We start from the raw sequence: 22,856 nt of genomic DNA on the forward strand, positions 1-22,856 counted from the left end.
CTAGATGAAAGTTAATATTTCAGAAATAAAGATAGCCATTATTGGATTAGGATATGTAGGACTTCCTTTAGCTATCGAATTTGGTAAAAAATATGATGTATTGGGATTTGACATAAACTCAGATCGGGTTGATGAACTAAGCAGAGGAGAAGATAGAACTCTTGAGGCAGATCTTGATGGTTTAAATTTCGTAATTTCATCAAAAAAAACAAATAGCATTGGATTACATTTCTCTTCAGATAAGGAAGCACTTAATTCTTATAATGTATTTATTGTAACGGTGCCGACTCCAATAAATCAATTCAAATCGCCTGATTTGACACCTCTTCTGAAAGCTTCAGAAATGTTAGGGAAGGTTCTAAAAGAGGGTGATATAGTTATTTACGAATCAACAGTTTATCCAGGGTGTACAGAAGAAGATTGTGTTCCAATTTTAGAGAAATTTAGTGGATTAAAATTTAATCAAGACTTTTATTGCGGTTATTCGCCAGAAAGGATTAATCCAGGAGATAAGATCAATACACTTACTAAAATTAAAAAGGTAACCTCTGGCTCAACTCCGGAAATTGCAACAATTGTTGATGATCTATACGCTTCAATTATAACTGCAGGTACACATAAGGCGCCTAGTTTGAAAGTGGCAGAGGCTTCAAAAGCAATAGAAAATGCTCAGAGAGATGTTAATATTTCTTTTGTAAATGAGTTAGCGTTGATATTTGATAGGATAGGCATAGATACAACAGATGTGATAGAAGCTGCCGGTACTAAGTGGAATTTCCTAAAGTATAAGCCTGGATTGGTAGGCGGACATTGTATAGGTGTGGATCCCTACTATTTGGCTCATAAAGCCGAATCTTTAGGATATCACCCGCAAGTGATTCTATCGGGACGTCGCGTAAATGATAATATGGGCATGTTTGTCGCTAATAAGGTTATCAAATTAATGATTAATAAAGGTCATGTTATTAAAGGATCTAAAGCACTAATTTTAGGTTTTACCTTTAAGGAAAATTGTCCTGATATAAGGAATACACGTGTTATTGATATCTATAATGAATTAACTCAGTTTGGGTTAGAAGTTGATATCTATGATCCGTGGGCAAATGCACATGATGTTAAAGAGGAGTATGGGGTAGATGTAATAGAGAAATTAAATGGAGACTTATACAAATCTATTATTGTAGCTGTGGCACATGATGAGTTTTTGAATATTAACTACAGGGAATATAAGGAAGCTGGATCAGTAATTTTTGATACTAAATCTTTTGTTAACAGAGATTTAGTTGATGGTAGATTGTAAAAATAAACGATATATAAAACTATGTTAGATCTAAATAATAAGTCACTTTTAATTACCGGAGGTACAGGTTCCTTAGGTAAGGCTTTAACTTCTCATATTTTAAAGAATAGTCCTGGAATAAAACGATTGATTATTTTTTCAAGAGACGAGCAGAAACAATTTCAAATGGCACAGGACTATCCTGCACAGCAATATCCGCAATTGAGATTTTTTATCGGAGATGTAAGAGATAAAGAGAGATTAATAAGAGCCATGCAAGGTGTTGACTATGTTATACATGCTGCAGCGATGAAACATGTTCCAATTGCAGAATATAATCCAGATGAATGCATTAAAACAAATATAGGTGGCGCACAAAATGTAGTTGATGCTTGTTTCGCTACTAAGGTAGAGCGCGTAGTGGCACTTTCTACTGATAAAGCATGCGCACCAATTAATTTATACGGAGCAACAAAACTAACCTCTGATAAGCTTTTTGTGGCTGCAAATAATATTAAGGGAGATAATCCAATCAGATTTTCTGTTGTGAGATATGGAAATGTTATGGGTTCAAATGGATCTGTTATACCATTTTTTATAAATAAGAAAAAGGAGGGAAGATTACCTATAACTGACCCTAAAATGACCAGGTTTAACATTTCCCTTCAAGGAGGTGTAGATATGGTAATGCATGCATTAGAGCAAGCATGGGGCGGAGAGATTTTTATACCTAAAATACCATCATATAATATTACAGATGTTGCTACAGCAATAGGTCCTAATTGCGAGCAAATAGTTGTTGGAATCAGACCTGGTGAAAAGGTTCATGAAGAGATGATCACTCCATCTGACTCATTTTATACCTATGATTTAGGAAAATATTTTACAATATTGCCAGCAACACATAAGTGGAGTTTGGTTGAATTTAAAGAACAATTTAATGCAAGCCTAGTTGAACCAGGATTTGCATACAACTCTGGTGATAACACAGAGTGGGAAACAGTTGAAAGCTTAAGGGCTTTAATTAAAGAACATGTAGATTCAACTTTTGAAAACTAATGGAGAATAAAGTAATCCCCTATGGCCGTCAGAATATTACTGATGAAGATATTAGAGTAGTTGTAGAAACTTTAAAATCTGATTATTTAACTCAAGGGCCAAAAATTGAAGAATTTGAAGTTGCTTTTGCTAAATACGTTGGTAGTAAATATGCAGTAGCTCTTGCAAATGGAACCGCTGCATTACATTTGTGTGCATTGGCTTTGGATGTTAAGGAAGGAAGTAAAGTTATTACTACACCAATAACTTTCGCAGCTTCTGCAAATTGTATTCGTTATTGCGGAGGAGAAGTGGTTTTCTCTGACATTGACCCTGAAACATATTTGCTTGATATTAACAAAGTAAAGAGTTTGCTTGAAGCGTCACCAAAAGGTACATATCAAGGTATTGTACCAGTTGATTTTGGTGGTAGAGCAGTCAATCTTGAAGAATTTAAAGCGCTTGCTGATGAATATGGATTGTGGCTTATTGAAGATGCATGTCATGCCCCTGGAGGATATTTTATAGATTCCAAAGGTGAAACTCAAAATTGTGGTAATGGTAAAAATGCTGATTTGGCTATTTTCTCATTTCATCCCGTGAAACATATTGCATCAGGTGAAGGTGGTATGATCACAACAAATGATGAAGAGTTGTATAGAAAGTTATTGATGCTTAGAACGCATGGAATAACCAAAAGCGCAGATTCCTTTCAGAATACAAAAGATTTTGCTGCCGGGTTAGAAAATCAAACTAGTTATCCAGGGTGGTACATGGAAATGCAGACACTAGGATATAATTATCGTTTAACTGATTTTCAAGCTGCTCTTGGGCTAAGCCAATTAAATAGAGCAGATGTGGGGATTAAAAGGAGACGTGAAATTGCTTTAAAATATGCAGAAGAATTTAAAGGTAAGCCTTTTATTAAAGGACAAGCAGACTCTATCGAGGGGCATGCTTACCACTTGTATATTATAGAAGCAGAAAATAGGGTTGGGCTCTATGATTACTTGCGAGAGCATAAGATTTTCGCTCAAATTCATTATATACCATGTCATTTGATGCCTTATTACAAGGAACTCGGTTGGAAAGAGGGGGATATGCCAAATTCTGAAAACTACTATAGATATTGTATTAGTTTGCCTATGTATCCAACCTTAACCGATGAGGAACAGCAATTTGTGATTGCAACAATAAATGCATTTTATGAGTTTCAATCATAAAATCGGAATAGGAACAGTGCAGTTTGGGATGCCTTATGGAATTTCGAATAGTGTTGGGCAAACTTCTGATAGCGAAGTAGCTAATATTCTAAAATACGCATTGAGTAATGACGTTTTAGTTATTGATACTGCTTCTGCTTATGGCAATGCAGAAGAGATTTTAGGTAAGAACAACTTAAGACCTTTTAAAATAATATCGAAGTTTATGCCATCGACTGATAGAGCAGGCATAAAAAGTCAGTTAATTCAAAGTTTGACAAAATTAAATGTTGATAAGCTTTATGGTTATCTGGCCCATAGGCCAATGGATCTGTTAAAAAACCCAGAGCATTGGGTGGAGTTAAAAGAACTTAGAGAAGCTGGTAAAATAAGTAAAATAGGTTATTCTTTAAATACAGTTGAGGAATTAGCTTTGCTACTAGACCAAGCTATGGTTCCAGACATAGTTCAAGTTCCTTACAATTATTTTGACAATAGATTTCGTGAGAAATTAATTGAATTAAAGTCTAAAGGATGTGAAGTTCATACACGATCTACATTTTTACAGGGACTTTTTTTTATGAATATTGAAAATCTCTCTGAATTTTTTGATCCTGTTAAACAGATTATTTATGCATTACAGTCGGAATATAAAAATAATTTATCTAGAGTTTTATTGAAGTACGTTTTGTCTTTAGATTTTATTGACTGCATTATTATGGGAGTAGAGAATAAGGAGCAACTTTCTCTAAATATCGAGAATGTTAATACAGCTCAATCTATTTCAGACTGTAAAGAGAGAATATCTGATCTTATTTTAATGCCGGTAAATTGGCCGGGTAAATAAATAAAATATGGTACAAACATTTAGCTTACAAAACAAAGTAATTTTAATCACTGGTGGATATGGTCATTTGGGTAAGGCTATAACTGAAAGTTTAGTATATCATGGTGCAAAGGTTTATGTTTTAGGAAGAAATGAGAGTAAATTTAATGAGGCATTTAAGAATAATGACAGAATTAATTCTGAGCTATTCTTTAGTGAATGTGACATAAGCGATACTATCAGCATTCAAAGGTCCTTTAAAGGTATTCACAATGATAATAATAGAATTGATGTTTTGATCAACAATGCTGTTTATAGTAAGGGGCAGTCTCCCGAGTATATGACAGATGAGGAATGGTTTAATGGCATTGATGGGACATTAGGTAGTGCCTTTAGGTGTATAAGAGAAATAATTCCTTATTTTAAAACCTTGGGTAAAGGCAAAATTGTAAATGTATCTTCAATGTATGGTGTTGTCGCACCCCAGTTTGAAATATATGACGATTTTCCAGCCTTTTTAAATCCCCCTCATTACGGTGCAGCTAAGGCGGGGGTGATTCAATTAACAAAGTATTATGCAAGTTACCTTGGACACATGGGTATTAATGTTAATGCGGTAACCCCAGGGCCGTTCCCTTCAGATAATGTTCAAAAAAACACAGGCTTTGTTACTGAATTAAAGAAAAAAACTTCTTTAAATAGGATTGGTGCGCCGGAGGATCTTGCTGGAACTTTTGTTTTTCTAGCTTCTGATGCGTCAAATTTTATTACTGGTCAAAATATTATAGTAGATGGTGGCTGGACAGCAAAATAAATATAAGATTGCATTTATAATCCAAGCAAGAATGAGATCCACTCGTTTGCCGAATAAGGTATTGATGCCTATTCCATTAGGATCCAATAGACCAATTCTAAAATGGATAACTGATGAGCTTAATCGAAGTTCATTTAACGGAAAAGTGATAATTGCTACATCAACGAATATAGAGAACAATGTCTTGGAATCTTATTGTATAGATAATGACATTAGTTGTTTTAGAGGGGATGAGGATGATGTATTAAGTAGGTTTATTGAAATAACTGAAAGTGAGAAAATAGATATTATTGTTAGACTTACCGCAGATAATCCAATTTTAGATTCATCTATTTTAGATAGAATAATAACGTATCATATTGACAACAATAATGATTACACAAAAACAATTGGATTGCCTACAGGAATGAATCTTGAAGTTGTTTCGTCTTCATCTTTGTTAAGTTTAAAAGAAAAAGAATTATCAAATCAGGATAAGGAGCATGTAACTTTGTTTATACGGAATAGTGGTCTTTATAAGACTGGAGATTTTATGCCTTCATCGAATGCTGCTCTTCATCGAATGCGTCTAACTATTGATTATCCATCTGATTATATGGTTGCATCTTCAGTGTTATCTAAAATAGAGTCAAGCAACAAAGAGGAATCTAGGCTCACTATTATTGAGGAAATATATAAAACTGATGCTTGGATATTTGAAGTTAACCAAACTAATTTTCAAAAGCAACAACCAGCTAATCTTAATGACGAAATCCAAATTGCTTGTAATTTGTTGGATGATTATGATTTAAAAAGAGCGTCACAAATTTTAAAAGACCATAAGTAGCTTATGAAAAGGAGGGTCGTATTTAGAGCTGATGGGAATTCAAGTATTGGTTATGGACATTTCATAAGAACTCTAGGTATTGCAGGTATTATTAATAATGACTTTCATTGTATTTACGCAACTATTTCACCTACCGATTATCAGATTGCTGAAATAAAAAATGTATGTGATGAGTTATTAATTTTAACTGAAATTGATGATCATTATAATGAATTTTTTAATAGTCTTATTGGAGATGAAATAGTAGTAATTGATGATTATAACTTTGATACTTCACAGCAGTTAAGAATTAGAGAAAAAGGATGTAAAGTTATCTATATTGATGATCACAATGATAAATTTTATGTATGTGATGCCTTGATTAATAACATTCCAGGTTTTTCTAGGGATAGCTTTAGTAAAGCAGAGTATACTAAGCTATATTTGGGTACCGATTATGCTTTATTAAGAAAAGATTTTTTTGATACCGGATTGAGAAAGGTAAAAAAAAATACAACTGAAATTTTTCTAGCTTTTGGCGGTGCAGATATATACAATATCTCTAAAAAAGTGTTGGAATATTTATTATTGATTGATCCATCATTTAAAATTAACCTTTTAATTGGGGACGCCTATTCTCATATTAAGGATTTGCATAAGTTTAATAGACTAAATACATACAAAAATATTAGTGCTCATGATGTGGCACTTTTAATGGCTACTGCAAACGTCTGTATAGTACCCGCAAGTAGCTTGCTAAATGAAGTATCATCAATTGGAAGCAAACTAATGATCGGCTATTTTGCGGATAATCAAAAGGGGCCGTATGAATATTTTGTAGATAATAAGTTCGCGATTGGGGTTGGCGATTATAGAGATATTAAATTTGATCTATTTAAGGATAGATTCTTAGAAACAGCTGGTGCTGAGTATTTGATTGTTAACCAAAGAATGGTATACAATTACCAACAGGAGGATAATTTAAAAAATATATTTAATAATGTATAAGGACATTCAGAAAATTGGGCTTATTGGGTTTGGAAGTGTTGGTAAGCAACTTTACAATACCCTACTTGAAAATGGTTATGCTCGGTCTGGAATTTACATTTTTGCCGATGATGTTGAAATTAATGAGGAAAAGAATTTTTTCAGATTTAATGATTTTAAACTAGAAAAGTTCAAAGAAATACATTTCATTCCTACCTTGGGTTATTTGAGTAAAAATTTACGACTTACAATTTTAGACTACCTAATTAATAACAAATACAATATATTCACATTTATTCATCCAACGGCATTCGTAAGTAAAAATGCAAAAATTGGAAAAGGAGTGATTATTTATCCGTTATGTAATATAGATCAAGGAGTTACTATTGACGATGGCACTATTATATTAAATTCATCTATTGTTGCCCATGATACTTATATTGGAAAATGCTGTTATTTGGCTCCAGGGGTATGTTTAAGTGGCTTTATTAAAATTGAGGACCTTTGCTTTGTGGGGACGGCTGCAATTTTAGCCAATAATATTACAGTAGGGAAAAATAGTACAATAGCTATGGGTACCTGTTTAACTAAAGATATTAATGAGGATAGCTTTGTAATAGGGAATCCTTTTAAACATAAAAATAACATTACATTATACTAGTTAAGTAGGTTTTTAAAATCGTTACTATGGTTAAAAGACAACGATAAAAATTGAATGAAAAAAATATTTATTATTACAGGTGCCAATCGAGGCCTAGGGAAAGCCTTTGTTGATTTGGTTCTAAAAGATGATGATGCTATGGTGATCTCCTTATCTCGGTCACTTCATGAAGAGCATTTAGACATTCCGAATGATCGCTTGGTATTTATACCTGTGGATCTATTGAAGCCTTTTTCTTCTAGTATATTTGATCTGATAAAAGAGAATTTAGATCCGACATCCATTATATATTTTTTGAATAATGCGGGTGTTATTCTTCCTATAAATAGTATAGGTAGTTTGGATCAAGTGGATATTTCTGCTTCAATAAAAGTAAATGTCGAATATCCAGTTAATTTAATAAATATGGTATTAAAGAATTGTACTCTAAATACCCTTATTATAGTAAATGTTACATCAGGAGCCGCAATTAAACCAATTGCCAATTGGTCGTTGTATGGTGCTTCCAAGGCATTTATGAGGATGTTTTTTAGTGTTTTAGCTGAGGAAAATATAGGTAACGAAAAATTGAAACTTTTTAATATTGACCCAGGGACTATGGATACTGAAATGCAATCGAGTATTAGGAAGAATGCTTTTCCAAGAAATGAGTATTTTCAATCATTAAAGGAAACAAATAGGCTCATTAATCCTCAGGATGCTGCTTTAGATATCCTTAGGCAAATAGATTTTTAATTATGAAAATTGCAGCGATTTCAGATATTCATGGTAATCATTACGCACTGGAAAAAGTTCTAGAAGTAGCTAAGAAAGAAGGGTGCGATAAGATTCTGGCTTTAGGTGATTTTGTAGGATATTATTATCACCCGGAAATTGTCCTGGATCTGCTTTCTAAATGGTCTGTCGAAGCTATAAAGGGCAATCATGAAATATTGCTTCATGATTTATATGAAGAGCGAATTAATTCAACTTTAATTAAAGAGAAATATGGAAGTGGTCATGAGCAAGCCCTTAAAAATCTTGACTCAAGCTCTTTGAATTGGTTGTTTTCTTTACCTATGCAAACCTCCATTGAGCTTGACAATGTTTCTTTTCAATTAAATCATGGTACACCATGGAGTATTGATGAATATTTATACCCTGATTCAGACAAGGAAAAACTAGAGAGATGTAATTCAATCTCTCACGATTTTGTATTAGTGGGTCATTCTCACTATTCATTCTCTCGTCGATGCAAGGATAGCACCCTGGTAAACTGTGGTTCTGTAGGTCAATCGAGGCAAAATGGAGGGCTTGCAAGCTGGGTTTTATTTAATACAGATAATAAAACTTATCAATCGAGGGCAACACCTTATGATACCTCTGAATTACTTAAAGAAGTACAACTGTTAGATTCAGAATTTAAATATTCTTCTAAAATTTTATCAAGATGAAAAATAAAATGAATATACTAATAACGGGATGTGGGGGGGATATTGGCCAGAGTATTGGGAAAATATTAAACGAGTCTGCCTACGTAAATAAATTATACGGATGTGACATATCTGAAAAGAATGCCGCTAAATTTATTTTTGCAAACTTTTTTTTAGGCTTGCCATATACAGATGATAACTACCTTTCTAATTTAGAAAAGATAGTAGCTGAAAAAGATATAGACATTATCATTCCAATTTCAGAACCGGAATTACGTTTCTTCTCGAAAAGAAACATTCTGGATAATGTAGGTAAGGCTAAACTTCTTACAGCATCATCCAAGGCACTTGAAACTGGATTTGATAAATTAAAAACAGCAGATTTCTTGAAAAACGCTGGCTTGCCATTTCCCGTCACTTATGATATTGCACTAATTGAAGCACCTGAAAGATATCCAGTAATTCTAAAATCAAAGACTGGTTCTGGCAGTTCTAAAGTAAATATTGTTGATGATTATAATTCATTTTTATTTATTAAGAATGCTAACCCAGATTATATAGTGCAAGAATATCTTGATGGGAATAAAGGTGAATTCACATGTGGTGTATTCAGGAGTGCCACTGGAGTCATTAGAACGATCATTTTAAAACGAGAATTAATGGGCGGATTTAGTGGATATGGTGAAGTGATTGAGGATAAAGACATTGAACGTATTCTTGTAGAGATCGCAAATCAACTCGACCTCATAGGTAGCATTAATGTGCAACTTAGAGTTATAGAAAAAGGTCCTGTTGTGTTTGAAATTAATCCAAGATTTTCTAGTACAGTTCGATTTAGAGATATGCTTGGTTTTGAGGATGTTAAGTGGTCTATAGAAGATAAATGTAATTTGCCGTTATCAGAGTATAATGTAAATTCTGTTGGCAAGAAGTTTTTTAAAGGGTTTAACGAATATATATCTTAAGGGTTAGATTATGAGAGAGTTTTATTTAGGAGAAAGGAAGATCGGTGGTGAAGCTCCATGTTTTATAATAGCGGAGCTCTCAGCCAATCACGGAGGGGATATTTCCATAGCGAAAGAAACAATAAGGGCTGCAAAAAAGGCCGGAGCTGATGCGATCAAATTGCAGACTTTTACTGCGGATACAATGACTTTAAATTCGAAGCGTAAAGAGTTTTTGATTAATCATGGGACTATTTGGGATGGGAGATATCTTTATGATTTATATAATGAAACTTGTCTTCCATGGGAGTGGCATGAAGAGTTATTTAAAACAGCGAAAGAAGAGGAGTTAATTTGTTTTTCCTCTCCTTTTGATTTGACCGCGGTAGATTTTTTAGAGAATTTAAATGTGCCAGCATATAAAATAGCCTCTCCAGAGATTGTTGATATCCCCCTTATAGAAAAGTGTGCGAAAACTGGTAAACCTATTATCATAAGCACTGGAATAGCAACTCTATCCGATATAGATTTAGCGATTCAGACCTGTAGGAAAGTTGGTAATAATCAAATTATCCTATTAAAGTGTACCACTGAGTATCCTGCACCTATTAAAGAGGCAAATTTAAAAACAATAGAAAATTTGATTGCAACTTTTGATGTTATAGGAGGGTTATCAGATCATACGCTTGGAATTGTAGTTCCTACAGTATCCGTGGCAATGGGTTCAAAAGTTATTGAGAAACATTTTATTTTGGACAAAAAAATAGGTGGAGCTGACGCTTCTTTTTCACTTGATCCGGAAGAATTTTCAAAAATGGTGGCATCTGTTAGGGATGCAGAAAGTGCAATCGGGGTAGTAAAATATAAAACTGAAAATAAGAAAACTGGACTTTCCCAGCTAGCATCACGTTCCCTTTTTATTGTTAAGGACCTTAAAAAGGGAGACCAATTAACGGAGAATAATATAAGGGCAATTAGGCCTGGCCACGGCATGCATCCTAAGTTCTATAATGAGGTTTTAGGGAAGAGAGTTAACCAAGATATCCAAATGGGGACACCGTTATCTTTTGATTTGATTGATTAAAAACAAAGATTCATCAGCCATAATATGAATACATTATTAAGAAAAGGAAGAGGGGCATTATGGTTTTCGTTATTTAAGTATCTAGAGATAGGTATTACGGCGATCACAACATTTATGGTTGCCAAGAAGATTGGTCCTGGGGAAATGGGTAAATCTATCCCAATCTTATTATTTGTGACATATTCCAATTATCTGTCATTAGGAGTAAATCAAGTAATAGTGAAAAATTATAGCAGATATACTGACAAGGATCAGATTTTCGGCTTTATTAAAGTGAATCTTCAATACATGATCCTAATAAGTTTTATTAGTTTTAGTTTTTCGTATTTTTTGGTTGATAAAAATTTTTTCATCGTTGCTTCACTAGTATCTATCGGGACTTTGCTTAGAACATTTTTTACAGCTTATTATAGATCTATTGATAAAATATGGGTTCTCAATAAGAACGAACTAATATTTTCCATACTGTTCTTGTTCTTTACATTCACTTTAGTTCATGATTTAAAAGATTATTTCAACTATTGGTGGATTTGTTTATGGATTTGTTTGTTGCTGTATTTTCTTGATGATATAAGGTTCTTTACAAAAATATTTAAAGAGATATTTATTTTTCCACGCAAAGAACTGCTGATTTATAATATAAAGGAGGGGGTTAAATTAGCTGCAACCGGTTTTGTGGCGACAATATTGTTGACTGCGGACAGATTTGTAATAAATCGATTGAATATAAGTCTTGAAGCAAAGGGCTCTTATCAATTGGCGGATTATTGTGGGACAGCATACTATCTTATTGTGACAACCGTAGTTTTTTATTTTTATCCAAAAATTATTGCTAAATTAAGAACTGACATTAATTTCAGAAAAACCTATTTGAGATATTTAAAATATGCTATTGCGTCGATTCCAGTTATCTTAATATTAGTTTTTTTCTCGATAAAATTATTTTCATACTTGTTTTTTCCTGAATATAATAACCTAGACTATTTTTCGACACTCTCAGTCTGTTTAAAGTCAGGCGTGGTTTTAATTAGTTCATTATCAATGTATTATATTGCTATAGATAGAGAGGTTTATTATCTGAAATCAATGCTTCTCCCATTGGGATGTTATGTATTGTTAGGTGGATTTTTTATCTATTTAAATTCTGTTAATGTATTCTGGGTGCCTGCTGGTTTCAGCTTAATTTTGTTTTTGGAGTTTTTACGTAAATTAATCTATTTTGAAAGAGAGTAAGAAATTAATTATAGACCTTGATCAACTTTATAGAGAGAAATCACCTGGATCAGATACTTTAGTACTAAGCAATGAGTATGAAAATGAATGGACATTAGATGTTAGAAAGTTTAAGCTTAATCTACCCAGCAATGTTAGAGATTATGGTTATGCATGGCAGAAATTAATTGAAGAGGTTAATGAAAAATATAAGGATACATTGATCGCTAATGAAGCGCCATTTTTTGATTGCGTGATATCCCCATTATCAAGATGGATTGAAGCAATTGAATATTGCTTCAATAATTATAATATTGAAAATGTATTTATTACATCGTATTCCTCCAATCAGAAAATTTTCTTCTATGAAGCAGAGGGAGAGGCAAACACCTCATTTCTTTATAAAAAAAGTTATTTTTTGCCTTTTTACCTTAAACTATATATAGAAGATCGTTTTAGGTTAACTGTTAATTTTGGAAGGAGATTAAATTCAACGAAAGTTACCTTTAATTTTTATTTTAGAAACTTATTGTTATTTCTCTTTGTTGTAATCAAAAACGTGATCTTTAAATGTTTAACATTCAAAAGAAATTTTCTTCTCAGACCAAAAGATGCAAGTGTGCTAATCAGCTCAAGGGCAATTGTTCAAACAGAATTTATAAAAAATTATCAAGTTGCAAACCCTGATAACGCAGTTCTTATTGTAAATGAACAATCATTCAGACTTTTTAAGCATTATAAATATTTGAAGAAATTAAACTTTGAATTTATATATGCAGAGGGGTTGTTTTCCCTTCGTGACCTTAAAGTAATCATTGGAACATTATTCACAAAGCTTTGGAACGTAAAAAAAAGTAATAGTATTTACTTTGAGTATTCAGGGATAAAATTCCATTTTTCTTCTTTCATAATAGATGTTTTGCTTAAGGAGTTGGACTATTTATTCTATAGTAAATCGGTCGATAATGCTGCTACAAAATATCTTGAAGTATCCAATGAAAGTAAGCTAATTTCCTTTGAAATGTTTACACCTCATTCCTTTTATCTTAAAAGGGCATTGGAAATGAAAGTATATCAAGTACAAACGACTTTTATCGAACCCAAGCCAAGTCCCAATTTTATATGTTCAGATTTTTTCTATTTTACGAATCCGTTAACTTATCAAGATTTTATAGATACACACGAACATCTTAAGGTAAGATTTGGCTGTATACCATTTCTAAAATATATTGGACATACTAGAATTAAGCATCTGAAACAAAAGATAGAAAAAATGGTGTACTTTACTCAGCCTATTGATCTAGAAGAAGAAGCAAATATTTTATCCTTTATGGAAGAATATTGCAATGGGCATAATATTAGATTAATAGTTAAGCCTCATCCGAGGCAACTGAGTGGGTTTAATATAAATAGTGAGACGACATTAATTGCAGATAAGTTTGTTAACGTGGATGATTTAATAAAGTCAGCTGATTTGATTATTACTAGATCTTCGAGTTTAGGGTTGGATGCATGGATATATGGTATTCCCTGTATTTTCGTTAAACTAAATAAGAATATTCGAAATCAAAACCTTTTTTATGCTCCAAATGATTATGCTGGCAATATAACCTCTTTTGAGATGTTTAAAGATATACTAGATAATTATTCCAAGTTAAAGGACAGTTTTTGTAGCCATGAGCTTTATAAAAAGACCGATTTGTCTTCTTTATCCGCTATAAGTATGTTTAATAACTAAAGAATATTTAGATGGAAAATTTTGTATTGCGAATCGAGTCATTAATTGTAATAGCTAATGAATAATAGAATTTACTATTTTTTTATTTTGTTGTTAGCATTTGTACAGCTCCCAACATTAATTATGTCCGGTACGGACAGATCGATTTTGATATCAATATTCTTGTCGACATGGGTTTTTATTGATTTATTCTTCATAACTGTTAATTATAAAAGAATTAAGTTTATTAAACTAGATTTAATTTATCTATTGTTCTTATGCATGTCTCTCATAGTTGGTTTTGTTGAGAATGAAATAAGCAGAAGATTTATTACAGATTTCTTGCTACCATTAAATTTTTTATTAAAAATGGTAATTATAAGAAATGGATCAAATGAGAAAGTATTTAAAATGCAATTTCTCGTTTTTATAAAAAGGTATGTTTGGATAACGTTATCAAGTGCTGTTGTAAGCTTATCAGCTTTTTATATTTTTAAGGCTGATTCTGCTGCTTATCTGGGACTTACACCGATATTAAGCCCTGCATATATAAAATCACTTCTCGATAATAAAATGGGAATAGTTTTGTTATGTATTGTACTTGCTTTTTTAAGTGGGAAAAGGGCTATTTTAGTGGGTTGTATTTCAATTTTTGTAGCTTTCTTATTGTTCATAGGTAAAGGGAAGTCACTTAAATTACTTCTTGGTTTGGGATTAGTTGGAATCATGATATATCTTTTGCCAAATAGGGATTCAATATCAACTTCCCAAGCGGGTAATAAACTTAGTAGTACTATTGAGACGGCAGATATACATGATGTTAGTACTTTAGATAAACTTACTGGAGGACGATTTGCTGAAATTGAATCTATTAATGAAAATATGTCATTTTTAGATTATGTAATTGGAAAGGGAGTTGGTTTTACTTATTCTTTTAAAAGAGACTCAGAGGTTGTAGCAGAGGATTATGGGAATGCGCATTTTTCCCCAATTTCGATAATATCAAAATATGGCTTGCTCTTCTTCATTACATTTTCAATTTATATTGTTAATGCAGTGAAAGGAATAACTAGTAAAAACTACGCTCAAAGATTTTTTGTTCTATTTATAGTTGGGTGTATGATAGAGTATTTATTTGCATATGGAATTTTTATTGATAAACTTCTGCCTTTTGCCCTAGGATATGTTCAAGTTAGTCATTACATAAAAAAAAATGTTAAACCAAATTCTAAATCTTAATATGAAGAAGTCAATTTTTATAATTCTAATGTTTATTGGAATATCACCGAAATTTGTTTTTGCACTTAGAGATAGTGTTTTCACTAAAATGTCTTTTCCGAACCCAAAAGTCAATGGTACTTATGCTACTTCGAATGATGATTCGGATGAAATGCAGACTCTTATTGACAAAGGAGGTATTGTTAACTTCCCAGTGGGAAGGGTCATAAATATACTAAAGCCATTAGTTGTAAAGTCAAATGGTATAGTTATAAAAGGTAATATGTGTACGATTAATTATGCCGGTACGGGTGCCGCAATTGATTTTAGCAATGTGAATAATAAGAACTATCCAGTAAGAGTTTCCATTTCTGATTTGTCCATAGTGATTTTAAAAGAAGGAGCTACAGGTATTCGTTGGAAAAGCTCTTACTCAAGTTTAAAAAACTGTAGTATAACATTAACTGCAAATAACCAAACTGGTGTTGAATTATCTGGGGATGTTAATGGGACGGGGAGTTATTATAATTTATTTGAAAATTGCTTTATTCAAGGGGCCAATCAAAATGGCAAGATTAATAATTTTGGATGGAAATTTACATACAGTCAATCGATGCCAAGCCGGTGCCCGAACGCAAATACTTGGATAGGAGGTAGAGTTGGACAGTGTGATATTGGTATGTATATTAACGGAAACGGAAATGTAATAAATCATATGGCCGCCGAAGGCTCTGGAGTAGCTTTCTATTTTGATAACAAAGATAGTAAGGTTGGCTGTGTTCAAAATAAAGTTGTTATGCCTTATGTTGAAGTTTGTAAGGTCGCATTTAAATATGGACAGAATTCATTAGGGTGTTTAGTGACTGATCCATATATGACTGGAGCTAAGGTGGTTATAGAAGATGTTGGGGCGAAAAATGTCTTAAAACTTACTAATTAATAATTTTACATTTATATTATATGTGTGGTATTTCAGGATTTATTTCCAATCATAAAATTGAATTAAAAGACAGCCTAGTGGCCATGGCTCATAGAGGGCCAGATGCGATGGGTGAATATTATTATGAATTCAAAAATGTAAATATTGGATTGGGTCATCGTAGATTGAGTATAATTGACCTGACCACCTCGGCGAATCAACCGTTTCACAAAAATCAGGATAATTATTCTATTGTTTTTAATGGTGAGATTTACAATTATGAATTGCTTAAAGATGAGCTTAAAGCTAAAGGACATGCTTTTGAAACTAGTAGTGATACAGAAGTTTTATTACATATGTATATTGAGTACGGTCCTGATATGCTTAACCAATTAAATGGAATATTTGCATTTTGTATCCTTGATAAAATAAAAGAGCGACTATTTATTGCAAGAGATCAGCTGGGTATTAAACCTATTTATTTTTTTCAAGACACAGAGTTATTTGCTTTTGCTTCTGAAATTAAATCATTAGAAAAAATCCCAGGTGTTAGAAAAGAAATCGATAAAAATCAATTAACAGAATTTCTGCTAAGTGGATTCCTTTATGAGCCAGATACAGGTTTTAAAGATATTAAAAAAATTAGCCCTGGTACATATTGGATTATTAATTTTAGTGAAGCACCAGAATTAAAAAGTGAACAAGTAATTTATTGGGCTCCCGCAAAGAAAGATTATAAGGTTGATCAGGTTGATGATCTAGTAAAAAGGTCAATTCATGAACAAACGGTTAGTGATGTTCCATTAGGCGTTTTTTTTAGTGGGGGTGTTGATTCAAGCATAATTTTAAGTGAGCTAAGGAAGGAAACTCATGCATTTACTGTTAAGGCTTCAGAAAAGGAGTATGAGGAAGCAGGAATGACAAGTGATTACAGTTATGCGACAAGAATTTCAGAGTTATTTCAAGCTGATCTTGAGGCGATAAAGCTATCAGATAAAGAGGCATTAGACGGTGATACCTTTTTGAATCAGATTACACATTTGAGTAAGGTGACAGAAGAGCCTATTGCAGATTTTACTTTTATATCCTCTCAACAACTCTCTCATGAAACGAAAAAAAGGGGGTATACTGTAATGTTAAGCGGTATGGGAGCCGATGAAATTTTTGGAGGTTATCCACGATATCAAATGTTAAAGTTTGAGAAGCTATTTTCTTTTATTAGACCTCTTGTAAATCTTTTTTGTGCAAAACTTCCATCTTTTAAAAAGAAAATAGAAAGATTTAATAGTTTTTTAGGCGAAAAGGAATTTATATTCAAATATACGAATTTGGTTGGCGTGTTTTCAAAATCGGAAATATCTGATTTATTAGTGGAACAGCCTCTTTTTGATGAATATAAGAATAAACTGAGTGAAATTATAGCCCCATTTACTGAACATAGCAATATGAAAAAAGCTATGATCTTAGATTTGTACGGGTTTCTTAGTCATAATTTTATGGTAGCAGATAAATCCTCTATGCTAGAAAGTCAGGAGCTGAGAGTACCATTAGCTACTAAAGATTTATTTGAATTGGGATTTTCATTAGAAGATTCAGAATTGATCAGCTTAAGGAAAACGAAGAAGCCATTAAGGAATATGCTTTTAAAGGAATTACCCGCCTCTATTGTTAATAGGCGTAAAGCTGGATTTAATCCTCCAATGGATGCAGCTATTAATGATATAGGCTATGATAAAGCAATTAATTTTGTAAAACAAAATAGCCTATTTAGTATACTAAAAGAAGAAACAGTAAAAGAGATATTTAAAGCTCATTTTCAAAAACGATCCAATAATACCTATAAAGTATTTCAGTTATTGTACCTATCCTCATGGTATAACATAAATAAATAATTGATTTTTTAATAAACAGATAATGAAAATTACAATCATAGCAGGTGCAAGGCCTAATTTTATGAAAATTGCACCAATAATTCATGCAATCCAAAGAGCTAAAGCTTCAGGAGAATCTATTGACTTTAGATTAATCCACACAGGCCAACATTACGACAAAAAAATGTCGGGAGATTTCTTTGAACAACTAGGAATTCCGGAGCCACATGCTAATCTTGAAGCTGGGGGAGGAACACAAGCGGAACAAACAGCAAATATCATGATCAGGTTTGAGCAGGATCTTCTTGCAAACCCAGCAAACATTGTTTTAGTAGTTGGGGATGTAACAAGTACTATGGCATGCGCAATTGTAGCTCAGAAATTGCATGTTAAAGTTGCACATGTTGAAGCTGGAATAAGATCTGGAGATTGGTCGATGCCAGAAGAAATTAATAGATTAGTAACGGATAGCATTACAAACTATTTCTTTACAACTTCTGCTGTCGCAAATAGAAATTTAAAACTATCAGGTATTGAAGATGAACGAATCTTTTTTGTCGGAAATACTATGATTGATACACTTTTAAAACAGATGCCTCGCTTTACTCAGCCAGAAGTATGGAAGGGACTGGAATTAAAAAACAAAGAATACATTGTAATTACTTTACATAGACCTGCAAATGTTGATCAGGATACTCAGTTGAAGGAACTAATTGATACAATAGTTGAGTCTTCTAAAGGACTTCCGTTAGTTTTTCCTGTACATCCAAGAACAGCAAAAATGCTTCAGAACATTGGCATCGATGCCCCAAATCTTCACCTTATAGAGCCATTAGGTTATTTGGAGTTTAACTATTTGGTACAAAATGCAAAAGCAGTAGTAACGGATTCGGGTGGAATTACAGAGGAAACAACAGTTATGGGTGTCCCATGTATGACCTTACGAGATAATACGGAACGCCCTGAAACTATTTCTATAGGTACCAACGAATTATTAGGAACTAACCCAAAGTCAATTCCTCCCGCCTTCGAAAAATTGTTTTCGAATCAATGGAAAAAAGGGGGTATTCCTGAGTTATGGGATGGTAAAACTGCTGAAAGAATTGTTCAGCAGTTATTGAAAATGGAAGTATAGTTTAGTTGAATGGTTAGTAAGGTTAGATTGTTAATTGATACGGTAAGGCATTTAAAACTTACCCAGATTTATTATCAAATTTTTTACCGCTTAAAAAGAGTGAAAAATTTGAACCAATATGATTATAATTCTAAGTTATATTCTGATTTTAACAGGTTGTCTTTTACTTTGAAGAATTCTTTAGGAGGATCTGCAAAAGCGGATAGAACCTTTTATTTTCTTAACCTTTCTCATAATTTTTCCGATCAGATTGACTGGAATTATCAAGGATATGGCAAACTTTGGAATTATAATCTTCAATATTTCAATTATTTAAATCAGAATAGCTTAAATATTGAAACTAAAAATTCCTGGCTTCTGGAAATAACTGATTGGCTAAGTGATGGGCGGCTTAAATTAGAGCCGTATCCGGTTTCGATAAGAATCATGAATATGATACGGTATTGCTCTTCTCAAAATGAACTTAATCCTAAGATTGTTTCCTCTATTTATCGCCAAACCAAATATCTAAGTGATCATCTTGAATATCATTTGTTAGGAAATCATTTGCTGGAAAATGGATTTGCAATGATTATGAGTGGATATGCTTTTCGTGAGAAAGCCTGGAAGATCACAGCAGAAAAAATTCTGTTTAAAGAGTTAGATGAGCAAGTATTAGATGATGGTGGTCATTTTGAATTAAGTCCAATGTATCATCAAATTATATTGTTTAGGATTCTTGAACTAATTGATTGGTACACTGAAGTGGAGGATCAGAACCCCAGGTTTTTGGAGTTTATTCAGCAAAAGGCTATTAAAATGCTGAATTGGTTAAAAAATATGACATTCTTGAATGGTGATATACCTCATTTTAATGATAGTTCAATTGGAATAGCATTAGACTCTAGTTTGCTTTTTGAGTATGGACAAAAATTGGGATTGTCGGGAGGGAGCACTTCAAAATTAAAGGGATCAGGATATAGGAAATTCGGTTCTGGTATTTATGAATGTATAGTGGATGTTGGAGCTGTTGGACCTTCTTATCAACCAGGACACAGTCATGCTGATGCCTTGTCCCTCGTGTTGTATGCAAATCAAAAACCATTTATTGTTGATATAGGAACGTCTACATACCAAATAGGGGAGATTAGGAGCCAGGAACGATCTACTGCAGCTCATAATACTGTTACAATAGGTGGAGCTAATCAATCAGAAGTTTGGGGTGGTTTTAGGGTTGGTAAACGTGCCAAGGTAAAAGTGATTCGTGAGAGTGATAGTCAGTTGGTTGCAGACCACGATGGCTACTTAAATAACTTTGGAGTATTGCATCAGAGATCATTTATCTTTGCGACCGACAAGATTGAAATTTTTGATGACATTGGAACTAGTAGTGGTGTTTTATCATTTCATTTTCACCCGGATTGTATAGTTAAAGTTTTGGACGAAAAAATAGTTGTTATCGAAGGGATTGGTCGTATTGTTCTTGAAAATATAAGCAATCTGTCACTCGTTCAATATGATTATGCAAACGGTTATAATAATTATATAAAGGCCAATAAATTGGTCGCGAATTTTAGGAATAGTGTTAAAACATCTATTCATGTTAACAATTAGAAAATGAAAAAGATACTATACTTTAGTTTTTATTTTGAGCCGGATCTTTGCGCAGGGTCCTTTAGAAATTCTCCTTTAGCTAAAGAACTTGTTAATCAACTAGGAGATGATGTGGAAATAGATGTAGTTACCACCCTGCCAAATCGCTATGGTACCTTTGATGCCTCGGCTCCAGCTTTTGAGGACCGTGGTAATATGAAAATTCACAGGATACTAATCCCTAAACATAAAAGCGGATTTATAGATCAGATAAACTCATTCAAAACATATTTCTTAGAAGCAAATCGACTGATCAAAGATAAGAAATATGATATGGTGTTTTCTTCTTCTTCGCGGTTATTTACAGCATATTTGGGCTATACTATAGCTAAAAAACAAGGGATTCCTTTATACCTGGATGTTAGAGACATATTTATTGATACGATGAAAGATGTTTTGAAAAATCCAATATTGAAGGCCGGAGTGATGCCTATCCTTAAAATTATAGAAAGAAAGGTATTTTCATATGCAACTCATATCAATTTAATATCTGGTGGATTTAAATCATATTTTGAAAAATTCAAACAACCTAAATATTCGTATTTTTCAAATGGAATTGATCCCGAGTTTTTAAACTTGTCGGCAACAATTGCTAAGGATCGTCCATATAAACTAATTACTTATGCCGGGAATTTAGGTGAAGGACAAGGTTTACATATTATCGTACCTCAGGCAGCAAAAGCTTTAGGCGAAGGATATCGCTTTCTAATTATAGGTGATGGAGGGGTTAAGCAAAAGTTAATAGATGAAATTGAACGTCTTCAATTGACCAATGTTGAACTAAGGAAGCCGGTTGCTCGAAAAGAGTTATTGAAAATTTACGACGATTCTGATTTTTTGTTTTTACATCTTAATGATTACGATGCATTTAAGAAAGTTCTTCCATCTAAAATTTTTGAATTAGGAGCCTACGACAAACCGATAATTGCTGGTGTTGCTGGTTTCGCTAATCAATTTATCGATGAGAATATTCCTAATCGTATTCTTTTTTTACCGGGACAAGTTGATGAGATGGTTAGGCAGTTGGGAGAGTATAAATATCATACGGCTTTTAGAAATGAATTTAAGGCTAAATTTAAGCGTGATGTAATAAATACCCTGATGGCTAAATCAATAATAGAGAATTTGCTATGAGTAATATATTAATTTCTGGAATTAAGGGTTTTGTAGGGTCAAATTTATCATCGTATCTTAAAAATAATAAATACGTTGTATCGGGTTTGGGCAGAAAACAGCCAGATCAAAATTTAAAGGATTATTCTGGATTTACTTGGGATGACCTTTCTTTGATTAAAGAGAAAGAGTTTTGTGCTATTATTCATCTTGCAGGAAAGGCACACGATCTTAAAAAGACCGCAAATGATAATGAGTATTTTAAAGTAAATACTGACCTAACGAAATTGTTGTTTGATCTTTTCCTTCAGAGTGAGATTAAGGATTTCATATACTTTAGTAGTGTTAAAGCTGTAGCTGATGAAGTTGACGGAATTTTGAAAGAAGATGTGACACCATCACCTTATACTCCTTATGGTCAGTCAAAACTACAAGCAGAATCTTATTTGTTAAGTCAGTCGTTGCCTGCGGGGAAAAGACTTTTTATAATTAGACCTTGTATGATTCATGGGCCAGGAAATAAGGGGAATCTTAATTTGCTATATAATGTAGTGAAGAAGGGGATCCCATATCCCCTTGCAGGATTTAAAAATCAACGATCTTTTTTGTCTATTCATAATCTTAATTTTATTATCGAAAAAATAATTTCGGACCAAGATATCGATGGTGGTATTTATAATGTTGCAGATGACGAAGCTTTATCTACTAATGATGTGATTAAGATAATTGCAGAAGCTGATGGTAAAGAAGCAAGGCTTTGGAAAATAAATTCCAGAATTATTAAAACTTTCGCCTCGATAGGAGACAAACTGGGACTTCCATTGAATTCAGAAAGACTAAGGAAACTCACGGAAAGCTATGTGGTATCTAATAACAAGATTAAGCTTGCATTGAGAATTAAAAATTTACCTACATCCTCCAGAGAAGGACTTTTAACAACTATAAAAAGTTTCCATTCAAGTTAAGATTATGCTTTACATATTAATT

Annotated in this window: 21 protein-coding genes; all 21 read left to right on the forward strand. The window is 32.8% G+C overall.

Going from position 1 to position 22,856, the window contains the following annotated elements:
* The first annotated feature begins 4 nt into the window (after nt 1-4).
* The 21 genes from HQN83_RS10685 to HQN83_RS10785 all read left to right on the forward strand — a co-directional run bounded on the left by HQN83_RS10685 (nt 5) and on the right by HQN83_RS10785 (nt 22,834).
* Nucleotides 5-1,300 carry a nucleotide sugar dehydrogenase gene (locus HQN83_RS10685; RefSeq protein WP_173090329.1) on the forward strand — a complete coding sequence of 432 codons (1,296 nt, stop codon included), beginning with the start codon at nt 5-7 and terminating at the stop codon, nt 1,298-1,300.
* 21 nt (nt 1,301-1,321) lie between these two features.
* Nucleotides 1,322-2,338, forward strand: coding sequence for a UDP-N-acetylglucosamine 4,6-dehydratase (inverting) (gene pseB, locus HQN83_RS10690; protein WP_173090330.1), 1,017 nt, complete (start codon nt 1,322-1,324; stop codon nt 2,336-2,338).
* Nucleotides 2,338-3,540 carry a UDP-4-amino-4,6-dideoxy-N-acetyl-beta-L-altrosamine transaminase gene (gene pseC, locus HQN83_RS10695; protein WP_173090331.1) on the forward strand — a complete coding sequence of 401 codons (1,203 nt, stop codon included), beginning with the start codon at nt 2,338-2,340 and terminating at the stop codon, nt 3,538-3,540. Before pseB ends, pseC begins: the two co-directional genes overlap by 1 nt.
* Nucleotides 3,524-4,366, forward strand: a complete 843-nt coding sequence (locus tag HQN83_RS10700; RefSeq protein ID WP_173090332.1) for an aldo/keto reductase — start codon at nt 3,524-3,526, stop codon at nt 4,364-4,366. Before pseC ends, HQN83_RS10700 begins: the two co-directional genes overlap by 17 nt.
* A gap of 7 nt (nt 4,367-4,373) precedes the next feature.
* The gene (locus HQN83_RS10705; RefSeq protein ID WP_173090333.1) at nt 4,374-5,159 is read left to right on the forward strand and encodes an SDR family oxidoreductase; all 786 of its coding nucleotides are present in this window, start codon (nt 4,374-4,376) and stop codon (nt 5,157-5,159) included.
* Complete coding sequence (locus tag HQN83_RS10710) at nt 5,137-5,985, forward strand: cytidylyltransferase domain-containing protein (RefSeq protein WP_173090334.1); 849 nt, start codon at nt 5,137-5,139, stop codon at nt 5,983-5,985. The genes HQN83_RS10705 and HQN83_RS10710 overlap by 23 nt, the downstream gene beginning before the upstream one ends.
* A 3-nt stretch (nt 5,986-5,988) precedes the next feature.
* Entirely contained in the window at nt 5,989-6,972 is a 984-nt protein-coding gene (gene pseG, locus HQN83_RS10715; protein ID WP_173090335.1) for a UDP-2,4-diacetamido-2,4,6-trideoxy-beta-L-altropyranose hydrolase, read from the forward strand.
* Nucleotides 6,965-7,612 carry an acetyltransferase gene (locus HQN83_RS10720; protein WP_173090336.1) on the forward strand — a complete coding sequence of 216 codons (648 nt, stop codon included), beginning with the start codon at nt 6,965-6,967 and terminating at the stop codon, nt 7,610-7,612. The genes pseG and HQN83_RS10720 overlap by 8 nt, the downstream gene beginning before the upstream one ends.
* Nucleotides 7,613-7,666: 54 nt before the next feature.
* Nucleotides 7,667-8,347 carry an SDR family NAD(P)-dependent oxidoreductase gene (locus HQN83_RS10725; RefSeq protein WP_173090337.1) on the forward strand — a complete coding sequence of 227 codons (681 nt, stop codon included), beginning with the start codon at nt 7,667-7,669 and terminating at the stop codon, nt 8,345-8,347.
* A 2-nt stretch (nt 8,348-8,349) separates the two neighbouring features.
* On the forward strand, nt 8,350-9,045 hold the full coding sequence (locus HQN83_RS10730; RefSeq protein ID WP_173090338.1) for a metallophosphoesterase family protein: 696 nt from the start codon (nt 8,350-8,352) through the stop codon (nt 9,043-9,045).
* A complete protein-coding gene (locus HQN83_RS10735) occupies nt 9,042-9,989 on the forward strand; it encodes an ATP-grasp domain-containing protein (RefSeq protein ID WP_173090339.1) in 948 nt (315 codons plus the stop codon). The genes HQN83_RS10730 and HQN83_RS10735 overlap by 4 nt, the downstream gene beginning before the upstream one ends.
* A gap of 10 nt (nt 9,990-9,999) precedes the next feature.
* Nucleotides 10,000-11,052: a pseudaminic acid synthase gene (gene pseI / locus HQN83_RS10740; RefSeq protein WP_173090340.1), complete on the forward strand. Its 1,053-nt coding sequence runs from the start codon at nt 10,000-10,002 to the stop codon at nt 11,050-11,052.
* Nucleotides 11,053-11,076: 24 nt separating this feature from the next.
* A complete protein-coding gene (locus HQN83_RS10745; protein WP_173090341.1) occupies nt 11,077-12,285 on the forward strand; it encodes a lipopolysaccharide biosynthesis protein in 1,209 nt (402 codons plus the stop codon).
* Nucleotides 12,272-14,002, forward strand: coding sequence for a hypothetical protein (locus tag HQN83_RS10750; RefSeq protein ID WP_173090342.1), 1,731 nt, complete (start codon nt 12,272-12,274; stop codon nt 14,000-14,002). The genes HQN83_RS10745 and HQN83_RS10750 overlap by 14 nt, the downstream gene beginning before the upstream one ends.
* Before the next feature lie 261 nt (nt 14,003-14,263).
* Nucleotides 14,264-15,220: a hypothetical protein gene (locus tag HQN83_RS10755; protein ID WP_173090343.1), complete on the forward strand. Its 957-nt coding sequence runs from the start codon at nt 14,264-14,266 to the stop codon at nt 15,218-15,220.
* Nucleotide 15,221: 1 nt separating this feature from the next.
* Complete coding sequence (locus HQN83_RS10760) at nt 15,222-16,139, forward strand: hypothetical protein (RefSeq protein ID WP_173090344.1); 918 nt, start codon at nt 15,222-15,224, stop codon at nt 16,137-16,139.
* Nucleotides 16,140-16,159: 20 nt separating this feature from the next.
* Nucleotides 16,160-18,010 (forward strand): asparagine synthase (glutamine-hydrolyzing), encoded by a 1,851-nt coding sequence (gene asnB, locus HQN83_RS10765; protein ID WP_173090345.1) that lies wholly within the window; start codon nt 16,160-16,162, stop codon nt 18,008-18,010.
* 22 nt (nt 18,011-18,032) lie between these two features.
* On the forward strand, nt 18,033-19,124 hold the full coding sequence (gene wecB / locus HQN83_RS10770) for a non-hydrolyzing UDP-N-acetylglucosamine 2-epimerase (RefSeq protein WP_173090346.1): 1,092 nt from the start codon (nt 18,033-18,035) through the stop codon (nt 19,122-19,124).
* A 168-nt stretch (nt 19,125-19,292) separates the two neighbouring features.
* Nucleotides 19,293-20,717 (forward strand): alginate lyase family protein, encoded by a 1,425-nt coding sequence (locus HQN83_RS10775; protein WP_173090347.1) that lies wholly within the window; start codon nt 19,293-19,295, stop codon nt 20,715-20,717.
* Nucleotides 20,718-20,720: 3 nt separating this feature from the next.
* Complete coding sequence (locus tag HQN83_RS10780) at nt 20,721-21,890, forward strand: glycosyltransferase family 4 protein (RefSeq protein WP_173090348.1); 1,170 nt, start codon at nt 20,721-20,723, stop codon at nt 21,888-21,890.
* On the forward strand, nt 21,887-22,834 hold the full coding sequence (locus HQN83_RS10785; protein WP_173090349.1) for an NAD-dependent epimerase/dehydratase family protein: 948 nt from the start codon (nt 21,887-21,889) through the stop codon (nt 22,832-22,834). Before HQN83_RS10780 ends, HQN83_RS10785 begins: the two co-directional genes overlap by 4 nt.
* Nucleotides 22,835-22,856: the final 22 nt, after the last annotated feature.

Origin of the sequence: Pedobacter foliorum (genome assembly GCF_013266735.1) — a bacterium.
In the GTDB taxonomy this organism is placed as follows: domain Bacteria; phylum Bacteroidota; class Bacteroidia; order Sphingobacteriales; family Sphingobacteriaceae; genus Pedobacter; species Pedobacter foliorum.